We start from the raw sequence: 14,233 nt of genomic DNA, 5'->3' as shown, positions 1-14,233 counted from the left end.
AACGCCATGAAAAATAAACAACAACGGCCCGCCAATGCGGGCCGTTGTTGTTTATGGCTCGTCTACACTGCTAGATAGTTTTCATCTGGAGTGTACGGTTATGAATATTGCTCGTCGACTGCAACTGATCGCGCTGCTGGTGATGCTGACGCTCATTTTTCTCAGTTGGTTCAGTATCAACCGCCTCGATTCGGCCAACCGGGATTTAGGCTATGTGACGGACAATACGGTGCCCAGTATTTCGCTGATTAAGCAAGTGCAGGCCGATTTCTATGAATTGCACTCGCTGGTGCAGACACATGTGCTCAATACCGACACCGGCAAGATGCAGCAGATCGAAACGGGTATCACCGAGATACAGGGACAGATCACTTCACTGCTCGACAAATACAAAGCTGAGATGCTCTCCAATGATGAAGATCGGCGCCTGACCGACGATGATCAACGTATTGTCGCGCAATATTATCAGGAGATAGACAAGGTTCTGCAGCTCTCCAGACAAAACAAGAACGATGAAGCGCGAGACATGCTGGCGGGAGAAGCCACCAGAGTGTTCCAGCAGTTTGCCAAGGCAATCGAGCTTCACGTCAACTTCAATATGGATTTGGGACTGGCGCTCAAGAAGCAGGGCCAGGAGAACTACGACAACAGCCTGCAAACCCTGCTGTTTATCGCCGGTGGCACCATTGTGCTGACGATGGGGCTGTTTGTCTGGTTGTTCAATCAGGTGGCCAATCCCCTTCGCACCGCCATGAATACCCTGACCCGGATCCAGCGTGACCTCAACTTTACCCTGAGAGCAGACGTGAAACAGCAGGATGAGATTGGCCTGACCCTCAATGCGGTCAACCGGCTGCTCGATACGCTGCAACAGACATTTACCGAATTTTCCGTTGGCAGCTTGCAGATCAAGAGCACTGCCGAATCCCTCTCTCAGGCAGCGCAGCACCTGGCCAGCTCGGCTAATCAGGCCAATGATGCCACCAGTCTGATCGCCGCTGGTGTGGAAGAGATGACGGTCAGCATCACAGATATCTCCCAGCGTACTCAGGAGACGAGCCGTATCACCAATGAGTCGGGGCAACTTGCGACCGAGGGAGGCCGGACCATCGAGCGCACCGTTCATGCCATCAACGAGATCGCCGACTCCATTCGGCAGGCCTCGGCCGAGGTCATTGCGCTGGGTGAGGGCATTTCGCGCATTGGCGGTGTGGTCAACGTTATCCGTGATGTGGCGGGGCAGACCAACTTGCTGGCCTTGAACGCGGCCATTGAAGCGGCGAGGGCCGGGGAGTCCGGCCGTGGCTTTGCGGTGGTGGCGGATGAGGTGCGCAAACTGGCTGAGCGCACAGCCCAATCCACCCAGGAGATCTCCGCCACCGTAGAGGCGATTCAGCAGGAGTCGAACAATACGGTCTCCCGCATGCATCTGGTGGAGGAGAAGGTGAGTCAGGGGGTCACCATGGCGACAGAAAGTGGCGCCATTATTGCCGAGATCCGCAGTGCGTCGCACCGGGTGATGGAGCAGGTGGGCGAGATCACCAATGCCATCCGCGAGCAGAGCTCTGCCGCCGAGTCGATCGCTCATCAGGTGGAGCAGATTGCTCAGGTCGTGCAGCAGACCAGCAGCACAGCGGAAGAGACCTCAGCCGCCGCCGAGGAGCTCAATGTCACCACCGAGAGCATCCACCAGCAGATATCCCGCTATCGCATTCAGTAATGCCGACGGTTGTTATCCATACGCTATCCCCGCCAACTAGCTGGCGGGAATTTTTTATATGGCCTGCTTAGAAGCCTGAGCCCGGTTGCTGCAAAAATGCCGCCTCTTCCGGTGTGCTGGTGCGACCGAGTATGTCGTTGCGGTGGGGGAAGCGGCCAAAGCGTTCGATGATCACCTGATGACGACGGGCAAAGTCGGCAAATCCGGCAAAGGTCGCCTGCGCCGGTGTGCCAGCCTGCTCGGCAGCCAGTGCCTCGAACAGGGCCACACTTCTGGCCTGCTGTTCGCGGGATTCAGCATGTTCCAGCGGCAGATAGAAGAAGACCCGCTCCAGTGGTGAGAGGGATTTATCCGCCCCGATGGATAGCCCTTTCAGGCAGAGATCCCTGGCCAGCGGATCCTGGGCAAAGGCCGCAGGCGTGCCGCGATGGATATTGCGGGGCAGCTGGTCGAGCAGCAGGATCAGCGCCAGCCTACCGCTGGGGAGATCGGCCCAGTGGGCGAGACTGCCCTTGGCTGCGGCCTCTGCCAGCTCGCCAAAGCGGCTGGCCAGCAGGGCATCCGTTTCGCTGCTTTTTCCCCACCAGAGCGGGGCTTGCCGTGTGGCCCGCAGGACGTCATCGGCCTCGTCGCCAAACCAGAGATCGAGCAGAGGTTGCCAGGGTTGCATGGGAACTCCTTGAGGTGATTCAGAGGGAACCAGGAACAAATGGCTCAGGGGTGCTGCCGAAACGGCGGCTTCTCGTTACACTGTGCCATCTTTTGCCCGAAAGACGTAACCCCCTGATGGCGAGCGCCGAATTCTTGGCTCGGCCGATGATGGCCTGCGATCGCCATGAGGTGGTCCTGTTGACCCAGGTGGTTATCGGGACGTAAACCTCTCTCCCGGGGGCTGTTCTCACTGATATAAGGAATCTTTGATATGGCCGGAACCAGTTTGTTGGCCCTGCTCGATGATATCGCCAGCGTGCTTGATGATGTGGCGCTGATGACCAAGTTCGTGGTGAACAAGCGCGAGACATTTTTCGGGAAGACGTTTCTCACTGATATAAGGGATCTTTGATATGGCTGGAACCAGTTTGTTGGCCCTGCTCGATGATATCGCCAGCGTGCTTGATGACGTGGCGCTGATGACCAAGATGGCGGCGAAGAAGACCGCCGGGGTGTTGGGCGACGATCTCGCCCTCAACGCGGAGCAGGTTTCCGGAGTGCGTGCCGAGCGGGAGCTGCCGGTGGTGTGGGCGGTGGCCAAGGGGTCATTTCGCAACAAGCTGATTCTGGTGCCCGCCGCCATCGCCATCAGTGCCCTGGTGCCCTGGCTTATCACGCCGCTCTTGATGCTGGGAGGTGCCTACCTCTGCTTTGAGGGGGCCGAGAAGCTGGCCCACAAGTTCCTGCCCCATGAAGTGAGTGAGGGTGAGGCACACACAGCCCCCATTCCCGATGATCTGGTGGCGTTTGAGCAGCAGAAGGTGAAGGGAGCGATCCGCACCGATTTTATTCTCTCTGCCGAGATCATCGTCATCGCCCTTGGCACGGTACAGGGAGCAAGCCTCGCGCTGCAGCTCTCGGTAGTGGCGGGCATCGCCCTGCTGATGACCATTGGGGTCTACGGGTTGGTGGGGCTGATCGTCAAGCTCGATGACATCGGTCTGCATCTGCTGCAAAAGCCCGATGGCAGCGCCTTGCGCCGCGCTGTGGGGCAGGGACTGTTGGTGACGGCGCCTCGTCTGATGCACCTGCTGGCACTGGTCGGCACCATTGCCATGTTTATGGTGGGTGGTGGCATTCTGGTGCATGGCTGGCCTTTTGCTCATCACCTGATTAAAGGGGCAGCCGCTGTTGTCGCCACCCTGCCCACAGTAGGGGCCGTACTGGCGGCGGTGACGCCGACGCTGCTCAACGCCGTGGCCGGTGTGGTGGCGGGCCTGCTGCTGGTTGCCGTGATGACGCTGGTGAGCCGTCTTGCTCCGGCCAAGGGATAAGCGAGCTTGCGGGCCATTTTCTCTTTTTCCTCTCTTCATTTTTTGGCCTTCGGGCTGCCCGGTGTCGGACTTGCTGCCCGCAGGTCTGCTGCGCCTCCCGAGAAAGGCCTTTGCGAGAAGTTATGTATCAACAACAGTGGAATAATGACCATATCTACCCGGGCCTCGACAGCCCAGAGCTGGAAGCGGACATGCGCGCCGCCCGCCACGCGCTGGAAGAGCTGGCCAGCTATATGGCGGGTCTGGACGGGGTGCGCGGCGATGACGCAGCGCTGCAGGATTTCTTGCGGGAAGTGCGGCTGCGCGCCCGTGATATTCGCCATATCGGCTGGAACGTCGCCATTCTGGCCGCCTGCCGTGGCAGTCAGGATGCGCGGGATCCGCAGGCCAAACAGCTGGCGTCCCGTGCCCGCGCCCTTAATGCCGATCTGTTCAAGACGCTCGCGCCGGTGGAAGATCTGATGCTGGCGTTGCCGGAAGAGGAATTCGCCGCGCTGATGGTGGATCCGCTGCTCGGTGAGGAGGCGTACCGCCTGCGCCACGAGCGTCGTTTGCAGGATCAGCGCCTGCCGGTGGAGGCGGAGCAACTGGTGATCGGTCTGGGCACCGATGGCCTGCACGCCTGGGGCAACCTCTACAACGATCTGGTGGGCAAGATCCGGTTAACCATTGATGGCCGCGAGATGGGGCTGGCCGAGGCGAGCAATCTGCTCTCCAGCCCGGTGCGGGCATTGCGCCTTGAGGCGTTTGATGCCATCAGTGCTGGCTGGGAAGATGAGCAGGAGACGGTCGCCGCCATCCTCAATGCCATCAACGGCTGGCGGCTGGAGCTGGCCCGTCAGCGTGGCAACACCCGTTTGCTCGATGAGCTGGATCTCTCCTGCCACCAGAGCCATATCGAGCGTGCCACCCTCGATGCCCTGATGAGCGAAACCTGGCGAGCCCGTGGGTTGGGCCAGCGGGCGCTGGAGCTGATGGCCGAGCGCCTTGGTCTCGACGATCTGGGGCCGGAGGATCTCTTTGCGCCGCCGCCTGCTTCCAGCAGCCGCGACATTCCTTTTGATGAGGCGATCGAGTTGATTGCCGATGCCTTTAGCCGTTTCGATCCCGAGATGGGGGCATTTGCCCGCATGATGGCCGAGAGGGGGTGGATTGATGCGGCGCCCACGCCAAATCGCCGCACCGGCGCCTACTGCACCAAGTTTGCCGAACCGGTCGAGCCGCGGGTCTTCGTCACCTATGCCGGCACCATGGACAACGTCATCACTCTGGCCCATGAGCTGGGTCACGCCTGGCACAACTGGGTGATCCGCGATCTGCCGATGAGTCAGCGCAGCTATCCCATGACGCTGGCCGAAACGGCCTCCATCTTCGCCGAAACCCTGGTGCGCAGCGCCCTGTTCGAGCAGGCAGAAAGTCCCGAAGAGCAGTTGGCCATCGCCTGGGCGGAGGCCGATGGCGCAGCCACCTTCCTGGTCAATATTCCGGCCCGCTTCGATTTCGAGCGGGCGCTGGTGGCCGAGCGGGCGCAGGGTTATGTGTCGGCAGAGCGACTCAAGGCGTTGACTGACGAGGCGTGGGGGCGTTGGTATGAGGGGAGCCTGACCCGCTATCATCCCATGTTCTGGGCGGCCAAGGCGCACTTCTCCATCGCGGGGCTGGGCTTTTACAATTACCCCTATCTGTTCGGTTATCTGTTCAGCCTCGGGGTCTATCAGCAGTTGATGAGCCGCAAGGCGGCGGGGGAAGAGGGCGTGGCCGAGGCGTATCGCGCCTTGCTGCGCGATACTGGCCGGATGAGTGCCGAAGATCTGGTAGCCAAGCATCTGGGGCAGGATATCCGTGAGGCCGCCTTCTGGCAGGGGAGTCTGGCACAAGTAGCGCAGGCGGTAGAGCGCTTCACGCAGTTGCCTGCCTGATTGGGTCAGCGGTGATATGAACAACAGGCCCCCGGACAGTCTCGCTGTCCGGGGGCCTGTTTGTTATGCCTGCTTTTGTTGCGGTTTGATGGGACCAACGAACAGTGGACGGGTCTGGTGAGTCAGATCTGGCTGATAGCCGTTGAAGAAGAGGTTGAGCAGCACCGAGCTGATGGTGGCCAACAGAATACCGCTATGAAAAAGCGGTTGTAGCTGCGCCGGAAGCTGCTGGAAAAAATTCCCGGAGACCGTCGGGATCATGCCAATTCCAAGACTGATGGCGACGATATAGAGGTTGTGACGGTTGCTGTTGTAATCGGTGCGCGCCAGGATGCGAATGCCGGTTGCCAGCACCATGCCGAACATGACGATACCGGCGCCCCCCAGCACGAAGGGCGGGATGGAGGCGACCAGCACCGACATCTTGGGGATGAGGCCAAAGGCAAGCAGGATCCCCCCCGACATCACGCAGACCCAGCGACTCGATACTCCGGTCACGCTCACCAGACCGATATTCTGGGAGAACGATGTGTGGGGGAAGCTGTTGAAGATCCCACCAATAATGGTGCCTATGCCATCCACCCGCAGCCCGCGCACGATATCACCGCGCCTGGCCGGATGGCCGACGATGTCGCCAAGGGCCAGAAACATCCCCATGGATTCGATAAAGGTGATGAGCATGATCACCGTCAGAGTGGCGATGGAGATGGGATCGAAGGTGGGCCAACCAAAGGCGAACGGTACTATGGGGGCAAACCAGGCTGCCTCGCCGAGGCCGTCGAGGCTCACTTCGCCCATGGCGATGGCCACCACGAAGCCGAAGATGATCCCGAGCAGCACCGAAATATTGCTGAAAAAGCCCTTGGTGAAGCGGGTCACCAGCAGGATAAAGACGAGCACCACAAAGCTGGTGCCGATGTAGCGCAGGCTGCCATATTCCGGATTGCCCTTGCCCCCCGCCATCCAGTCGATCCCCACCTGCATGATGCTGATCCCGATGGAGGTGATAACCACCCCGGTCACTACGGTGGGGAAGAGCGGCATCAGCCGACCTATCAGCGGCACTAGCAGGGTCGAGATGATACCGGCGGCGATGGTGGCGCCGAAGATGCCCGTCAGCCCCAGATCCGGGTTGGCTCCGATGGCCAGCATCGGCATCACGGCGGCAAAGGTGACCGACATGATGACCGGCAGCCGGATCCCGGCAAAGCGGCCAATCCCGACACATTGCAACAGGGTGACGATACCGCAGCAGAAGAGATCCGAACTGATAAGGTAGGAGATCTGCTCCTTGGGCAGCCCCAGACTGCCGCCGATCACCAACGGCACCGCCACGGCGCCGGCGTACATCACCAGCACATGTTGCAGGCCCAAGGTAAAGAGTTGGCCCATGGGGAGCATGCGCTCCACTTCATCCACCGGGCGCTTGCGCGTGCCCGGTCGGGGGGAGGGGGGGTTGGTCTCGTTCATGAACAGATCACTCCTTGAAGCCCGCGCAACTGCTACAGGCAAGATAGTGAAAGCCGCAGCTTTCCCGGTCATTGATCTCGTGTATTGACTGACGTGCCAGATCCCTTTGCAGTGGTGAGAGGGATCCGGTGCAGCACGGGTCAGTGCACAAAACATGCACAATGCCGCTCATGAGCGAAAACGTTTGGCGATAACGCCTTGTTTTTGCGGGATGAGTCACATACCGGCCAGATAAGTGTCCGGCTGTTGGCAGGGGAAGGAGGTGGGGCATCTCAGATTGGTAAGGGATTTATCATTATCGGTCTGGCGATCTCACTTTGATAGCCAGGCACCAGAGCGTTGCTCGCAATGCGCCCCCCTGCATGTGACAGCGCTCGCGGGTCACAAGGCGCAATCGGGGGCGGGGGCGTGATCCAAAGCAAGAAAGTTGGATGTTTTGGTGGCGCGCGGGGCAGCCGCTGGGGTAGTTTCGATAAAACCGACACAGTTCCTGAGGTCTTATCCATGATCATCTATCTGCATGGCTTTGATGCCACCAGCCCCGGCAATCACGAGAAAGTGCTGCAGTTGCAGTTTATTGATGATGATGTGCGTTTCGTGCACTACAGCACGGTTCACCCCCGTCATGATATGAGCCATCTGCTCAAGGAAGTGAAAAAACAGCTCGATATGAGTACCGATCCCAAACCACTGATCTGCGGTGTCGGACTTGGTGGCTACTGGAGCGAACGGATCGGCTTTCTGTGCGGCATTCGCCAGGTGATCTTCAACCCCAACCTGCACCCAGAAGAGAACATGCAGGGCAAGATCGACCGGCCGGAAGAATATGACGATATCGGTACCAAGTGTGTAACTGAATTTCGTAAGAAAAATTCAGGAAACTGCCTGTGTATCCTTTCCGTTCAGGATGAAGTGCGCGATAATCGGGACACTGAACGTGAATTGAAGAACTATTACGACATCGTGTGGGATGAGCGCGAGACTCATAAGTTCAAAAATATCTCGCATCATCTACAGCGGATGAAGGCCTTCAAAGAAGCCTGATCCATCACGTCGACCGATTTCGTTTTAGGGAGCCAATGGCTCCCTTTCGTTTTGAGGAACCGAGGAAAATCATCATGATGAATATTGTCGTTGTAGGCGGCGGCGCCGGTGGCCTGGAGCTTGCTACCAGTCTGGGTCGCAAGCTTGGCAAAAAGAACAAGGCCAAGATCACTCTGGTCGATCGCAACCGCACCCACCTGTGGAAACCCTTGCTGCACGAAGTAGCCACTGGATCCATGGATGCGGGCATCGATGCCCTGAGCTACCAGTCTCACGCCAAGAACCACGGTTTCGACTTCCAGCTCGGCACCCTGACCGACATCAAGCGCGACGAGAAACGCATCGTGCTGGCCCCGATCCACGACGACAATGGCGACATCGTGGTCAACGAGCGCGAGCTGCCCTACGACTATCTGGTGATGGCCATCGGTTCTGTCTCCAATGACTTCAACACCAAGGGCATCAAGGATCACTGCATCTTCCTGGATAGCCCCTCCCAAGCGCACCGCTTCCACAACAGCATGATGAACCGCTTCCTGCAGTTCGCCACCGAATATAAGCCGGGCGACAAGGTGAAGATTGCCATCGTTGGCGGCGGCGCCACCGGCGTCGAGCTCTCTGCCGAGCTCTACAACGCGGTCGAGCAGCTCTATGCCTACGGCTTCAAGAACCTCACCACCGACAGTCTGAAGGTGACGCTGGTGGAAGCGGGCCCGCGCATTCTGCCGGCTCTGCCGGAGCGCATCAGCGGCGCCGCCCATCAGGAGCTGGTCAAGCTGGGTGTGGACGTGCGTACCGCCACCATGATCACCGAGGCGACCGCCGATGGTCTGCACACCAAGGATGGCGAGCTGATTGAAGCTGACCTGATGGTGTGGGCGGCCGGTATCAAGGCGCCTGACTTTATGAAGGATATCGCCGGTCTTGAGACCAACCGTATCAACCAGCTGGTGGTGAAAGAGACTCTGCAGACCACCCGTGACGAGAACATCTTCGTTATCGGTGACTGCGCCGCCTGCCCGCAGCCGGATGGCAAGTTCGTGCCGCCGCGCGCCCAGTCTGCCCACCAGATGGCCAGCCAGGCATTCAAGAACATTCTGGCCAAGATGAACGGCGGCGAGATGAAGCCCTACCTCTACCACGACCACGGTTCGCTGGTCTCCCTCAGCCGCTTCTCCACCGTGGGCAGCCTGATGGGTAACCTGATGCGCGGATCCATGATGGTGGAAGGCTACATTGCCCGTCTGGTTTACATCTCCCTCTACCGGATGCATCAGATCGCCCTGCACGGCTACGTCAAGACCGGCCTCATCATGCTGGTGGGTCGCATCAACCGGGTACTGCGCCCGACCCTGAAGCTGCACTAAGCCGGGATTTGGCACCATGTTGAATACCAAAAGGAGAGGCGATGGCCTCTCCTTTTTTATGGGCGCAGATCAGGAAAGAGAGCGTTACTTGCCCAGATAGGTGCGGTCGAAGAAGGTATTGACCCAGTGAGGGCGGTAGATGGCCAGCACCGTCATCGCCATGCCGTTGAGCAGGGCTTCGGGGAACAGCAGCAGTGGCCAGATGGAGAGGTAATCCGCCGTGATGGTGTGCCAGGGGTAGCTGTGACTCAGCCCCATCAGCAACGCACTGGCTACCACCTTGACCGAGATGGTGAGGGCGCCGCCGAGAAAGGCGGCCACGAAGATATAGACAAAGAGATGGCGTGGCAGCCAGGCCCAGCTGGCCAGAAACAGCAGCCAGCTGGTGGCCACCGGCAGGGCGATGCCCACCAGTGCCTGCCAGCCAAAATCGGCCATATTGGTGACACCGAAGTAACCGAGCACCAGCAGGGTCAGACAGGGGGCGAGCAGTGCCAGCCGCCAGCCCAGCAGCAGGGTGAGGGTGGTGAGCCCGAGAAAATGGACCTCCAGCCCCTCATGCAGACCGGCCCTTAGATACCAGAGCGGCACCAGCGCGATGGCACTCCCCAGCAACAGGTGCTGATAGAGGGGGTTGTCATGGAGGGTCTGCCACAGGGAGCTGCGCAGGCTGAACGCCAGCAGTACCAGCCAGATCAGGAGGGCGGCGAGTTGTCCTTCACTCATCTTGTCGTCCATTCATGCAGTAAAGTCAGGGTGGCCTTCCCGACCGCCCCATAGCAGAGCAGGCTGACGAATCAGCCTGCTTTTACCATCAATATTTGACGTTGTTGTGGTACTTGCCGAGGATGCCCTTGACCCGTTCCATGGTCTCCTTGCTGGGGGGCTTGATCCCGCTCAGCTCGTACGGGTCGCCCAGCACATCCCACTTGTGTTTGCCGAGCTCATGGTAGGGGAGCAGCTCCACCTTCTCCACGCTCTCGCCCAGCTCGGCGATAAACTGGCCCAGCCCTTCGGCGCTCTCGTCGTCGTCGCTCCAGGTCGGCACCACCACGTAGCGGATCCACATGGTCTTGCCTTTGGCCGCCAGATAGCGGGCAAACTCCAGGGTATATCTGTTGCTGACGTGGGTCAGCGGAATGTGTTTCTCGTCATTGATCTGTTTGATATCGAGCAGCACCAGATCGGTCTGGTCGAGCAGCTTGTCCACCTGTTCGTCGAGATGACGGACGAAGCCGTTGGTGTCGAGACAGGTGTGGATCCCTTTCTCTTTGCAGGCGGTAAAGAGTTCGGTAATGAAGGCCGGTTGCAGCATGGCTTCACCGCCGGACGCTGTCACACCGCCACCGGAGGCATTCATGAAGTGGCGATAGCTGGTGATGTCACTCATCAACTCCGGTACGGTCACTTCGCGACCACCCTCGGTATCCCAGGTATCACGGTTGTGGCAGTACTTGCAGCGCATCAGGCAGCCTTGCATGAATACGATAAAGCGTATCCCCGGACCATCGACAGTGCCGCAGGTTTCGACGGAATGGATCCGGCCAACGGTGCCGTGAGCTCCGGCTGGCTGGCTGATTTCAACGGCAGGGATCCGATTAATGACAGACATAAACAACTCCAACGATTCGAGCAGGCCGTTATTTTATTACATAAACCCCTATTGATCCTACACCTTTAGTCCGCCGCCCGGCTGCCAAGCAGCTGCTCCAGCCCCTTGACGGTGAGCGGCCGACTGGTGAGATACCCTTGATAATGCTGGCATCCCAAGGTTTTGAGGATGGCCAGTTGCGCCTCCTCTTCCACCCCTTCGGCAGTGACGGTAAAGCGGAATACCTGGGCCAGATCGAGGATAGCCTTGACGATAGCCCTGTCCTGTTCGCTGTGCACCAGGGTCTGAATGAAGCTTCTGTCCAGTTTCACCTCGTCGGCGGGCAGATCCCGCAGGTAAGCCAGCGACGAGTAGCCGGTGCCGAAGTCGTCGATGGAGATGAGGATGCCGAGCTCCTTGAGCTGGCGCATTCTGGCAATACTCTCCTGCCGATTCTCCAAGACTACCGATTCGGTTACCTCCAGCAGCAGGCGGGAAGGGGGCACACCGGTGTCGCGCAGAATGTACTCCACTTGTTGTACGAAGCCCTGGGTGTGGAACTGGCGGGCACTGACGTTGACCGACAGATGGGGGATCTGCAGGCCACGGTTGAGCCAGAAGCTGTACTGGGCGCAGGCGGTCTTCATCACCCAGTAGCCGATCTCGAGGATCAGGCTGGTCTCTTCGGCGATGGGAATAAACTCCCCGGGTGGCACCATGGTGCCGTCGCTGCGCTGCCAGCGCAGCAGCGCCTCGATACCCGACAGTGAACCATTGTCGACCCGGTATTGTGGTTGATAATGCAACTGCAGCTCGTGATGACGCAGGGCATCGCGCAGCTCATTGGTAAGGGTCAGGCGGTTCTTCTCCTGCTGGGCCATTGCCTCGGTAAAGAAGACGTAGTGGCCCTGACCGGCCCGCTTGGCCATGTGGGTGGCGGTGTCGGCCTGTTGCATCAGGGTGAGGTGATCCATTCCGTTACCGGAAAAGAGACTGATCCCCACCGAAGCGCTGCAGTGCAGCTTGTGATCGCCGATGTCGAACGGGGTGCGAAACAGCCCCATCAGCTCGCGGGCGAAGTGCTCTGCCAGTATTTTGGCTGTGACTTCCCCTTGTCCGAGCTGGGTAAAGAGCAGGGCAAATTCATCCCCAGAGATGCGCGCTTGTACCAGATTGTCCTGGGGCAGATCCCTGAAACGCTGTACCACGGCCTGCAGCAGTAGATCGCCGCAGGCGTGGCCGAGAGAGTCGTTGATCGACTTGAAGTTGTCCAGATCCACCAGCAGCAGGGCGCCCCATTGGCTGTTTGGCTCGCTCAGGGTCTGCTGCAGAATATGGTTGAGACTGCGTCGGTTGTGCAGGCCACAGAGATCGTCGTAATAGGCGAGCTGCTCGATGTGTCTGGCTGCTTCCTTCTCCCGGGTGATGTCGTAGAAGCTGCAGATAAAGTGGCTCAGTTCTCCCTGCTCATCCTTGACACCGTTCACCATCAAGCGCACCGGAAAGAGGTGCCCATCCTTGTGCAGACAGCGCTCTTCCCCGAGCCAGAACGCCTGCTCGTTGACGGCGCGACTGACATCCTCCTTGAGGTGATCACCGAAGTAGGTGGGGCGCAGCTTGCGAATGGAGTGGCCGAGCACCTCTACCTCGCCAAAGCCGGTGATCCGGCTGAAGGAGTGGTTGACCTTGAGGATGATGCCGTTGTGATCCATCACGATCAGTCCATCGTGGGTATTGAAGGCCACTTCCGCCAGCCGCAGGGCGTCGTCGGCGGCGAGGCGTTGCAGCTCGATGGCGGCCCGCTCGTGCTGGCTGCTCAACAGAGCCAGCAGGAGCTCGGGCTTTTTCAGCGGAGCGTCGAGCAGCAGGGTGATCTGCCCCATGACGGTACCGTGCTGGTCATGAAGCGGGATACCGATATAAATGTCGGCCTTGAGGGCCAGCAGCCGGGTTGCCTTGGGGTAACGCAGTGCCAGGTTTTCGACATAGATGGCCTGACCGTGCTGGAACAGCTCCAAAGCGGGACCTTGCTCTAGCTGGATGGGTTTGAGGGTGGAGAAGAGCTCCCCGTTAAATACGCAGCGGGGAATGATCCAGAGCTCCTGACCGCGGGGCTGGAACTCGCCGAGCCAGCCGGCGCGGGCACCACTAAGGCTCATGGCCCAGCGGATCAGCGTCTTGCAGTAACTCATACCGGTCAGTTGGCTTAGCTCGGCAGGCAAACTTGCTTCCCCCTCCTGCTCTTCGCACTGTGGTTGCCAGTGGCCGAGCAGCTGGGCGCTGCTGCGCACTAGTTGCAACATCTCCTCGCTAAGCGGGGTGGGATCGAGATACTCCAGACTCAGCACCCCGAACAGCTTGTCCTGCTCCAGCAGGGCACCATCGAGGCGTGAGCGCACACCGGCACTGGTCAGATAGAGGTGATTGCTCAGCATCGGCTGGTGGGCGGCCTCCGAGAAGCTCAACGCTTTGCGGGTACGCAGGGCGCGGATATAGCGGCTGTCACCGCGAATGGGGTAGAGCGCCTCGACCCCCAGGGTGAACACCGGGGTGAGTTGCTCGCTGCCGAGATCGCCATTGGCCTGATAGTGCCAGAGAATGAGCCGATCGGCCCCCAAGCTCTCTTTAAGGGCCTCGAGCAGGGGCGCATACTGTTGCTGGCTCGCCATCTGGCTGAGGCGCGGCAGTTGCAATGCCAGATCGGCGATGGGCTCCTGGCGAAGGTTCTGCAGACAGATGAGCCAGAAGCCATCCTGCTCGTGAGCGAGGGCGATGTGCCAGAGCTGGCTGGCAAAGCGCACGGTGATCTTGCCGCCATGGCCGTTGGCCAGCAGTTGTTCGATGGGCAGGCGCAGGGCATCGGGCAGCTGGGCAGGCCAGGGGGCACGCGGCTCGTCGAGCCAGTAGAGCGGGGTTTGCATCACGTCGGTCAGGGCGACCAGCCGTTGACTGCGCAGATCCAGACGGAAAAAGAGCGGCGTCTGGAGGGCAGGAGGTAGATGACTGAGTGCGGTAGACGACATGAACAAACAACATCCTGTTAAGCAACCGTCGGGGTTGCAAGAATACTGCAAAATGGTGTGAAACAAAATTTCATTGAATTCTAAATTAGAAAGGTCTAATTTATTGCCCATTAT

The 14,233-nt window shown here is 59.4% G+C and carries 11 protein-coding genes; 6 read left to right on the top strand and 5 right to left on the bottom strand.

The annotated features are described in order from the left end of the window. The first annotated feature begins 100 nt into the window (after window positions 1-100). Window positions 101-1,720 (top strand): methyl-accepting chemotaxis protein, encoded by a 1,620-nt coding sequence (locus I6L44_RS08565; RefSeq protein ID WP_216954035.1) that lies wholly within the window; start codon window positions 101-103, stop codon window positions 1,718-1,720. Window positions 1,721-1,787: 67 nt separating this feature from the next. On the opposite strand, the gene I6L44_RS08560 is transcribed toward I6L44_RS08565, so the two are convergent. After that, a complete protein-coding gene (locus I6L44_RS08560) occupies window positions 1,788-2,390 on the bottom strand; it encodes a DUF924 family protein (RefSeq protein WP_128814757.1) in 603 nt (200 codons plus the stop codon). Window positions 2,391-2,642: 252 nt separating this feature from the next. On the opposite strand from I6L44_RS08560, the gene I6L44_RS08555 reads away from it, so the two are divergent. The 3 genes from I6L44_RS08555 to I6L44_RS08545 all read left to right on the top strand — a co-directional run bounded on the left by I6L44_RS08555 (window position 2,643) and on the right by I6L44_RS08545 (window position 5,624). After that, complete coding sequence (locus I6L44_RS08555) at window positions 2,643-2,783, top strand: hypothetical protein (protein WP_167572119.1); 141 nt, start codon at window positions 2,643-2,645, stop codon at window positions 2,781-2,783. Between the two features lies 1 nt (window position 2,784). Further along, window positions 2,785-3,705: a DUF808 domain-containing protein gene (locus tag I6L44_RS08550; RefSeq protein WP_216954034.1), complete on the top strand. Its 921-nt coding sequence runs from the start codon at window positions 2,785-2,787 to the stop codon at window positions 3,703-3,705. 122 nt (window positions 3,706-3,827) lie between these two features. After that, complete coding sequence (locus I6L44_RS08545; RefSeq protein ID WP_216954033.1) at window positions 3,828-5,624, top strand: M3 family oligoendopeptidase; 1,797 nt, start codon at window positions 3,828-3,830, stop codon at window positions 5,622-5,624. A gap of 63 nt (window positions 5,625-5,687) precedes the next feature. On the opposite strand, the gene I6L44_RS08540 is transcribed toward I6L44_RS08545, so the two are convergent. Continuing rightward, entirely contained in the window at window positions 5,688-7,094 is a 1,407-nt protein-coding gene (locus tag I6L44_RS08540) for a nucleobase:cation symporter-2 family protein (protein WP_216954032.1), read from the bottom strand. Window positions 7,095-7,598: 504 nt separating this feature from the next. Here I6L44_RS08540 and ycfP point away from each other — a divergent pair. Continuing rightward, window positions 7,599-8,138, top strand: coding sequence for an alpha/beta hydrolase YcfP (gene ycfP / locus I6L44_RS08535; RefSeq protein WP_005334000.1), 540 nt, complete (start codon window positions 7,599-7,601; stop codon window positions 8,136-8,138). Between the two features lie 74 nt (window positions 8,139-8,212). Further along, a complete protein-coding gene (locus I6L44_RS08530) occupies window positions 8,213-9,505 on the top strand; it encodes an NAD(P)/FAD-dependent oxidoreductase (RefSeq protein WP_216954031.1) in 1,293 nt (430 codons plus the stop codon). 84 nt (window positions 9,506-9,589) lie between these two features. Here the strand turns inward: I6L44_RS08530 and I6L44_RS08525 are convergent, their stop codons facing one another. The 3 genes from I6L44_RS08525 to I6L44_RS08515 form a co-directional block, all read right to left on the bottom strand. Next, window positions 9,590-10,231 (bottom strand): energy-coupling factor ABC transporter permease, encoded by a 642-nt coding sequence (locus tag I6L44_RS08525; RefSeq protein WP_216954030.1) that lies wholly within the window; start codon window positions 10,229-10,231, stop codon window positions 9,590-9,592. Window positions 10,232-10,319: 88 nt separating this feature from the next. Further along, complete coding sequence (pflA, locus tag I6L44_RS08520; protein ID WP_005333994.1) at window positions 10,320-11,117, bottom strand: pyruvate formate lyase 1-activating protein; 798 nt, start codon at window positions 11,115-11,117, stop codon at window positions 10,320-10,322. 65 nt (window positions 11,118-11,182) lie between these two features. After that, window positions 11,183-14,119, bottom strand: a complete 2,937-nt coding sequence (locus I6L44_RS08515) for an EAL domain-containing protein (protein WP_216954029.1) — start codon at window positions 14,117-14,119, stop codon at window positions 11,183-11,185. Window positions 14,120-14,233 lie beyond the last annotated feature (114 nt).

It is taken from the genome of Aeromonas sp. FDAARGOS 1414, assembly GCF_019047065.1.
Lineage (GTDB): Bacteria > Pseudomonadota > Gammaproteobacteria > Enterobacterales > Aeromonadaceae > Aeromonas > Aeromonas veronii_A.
The sequence above is the reverse complement of the archived record's forward strand: the minus strand, read 5'-3'. Positions and strand labels throughout refer to the sequence as shown.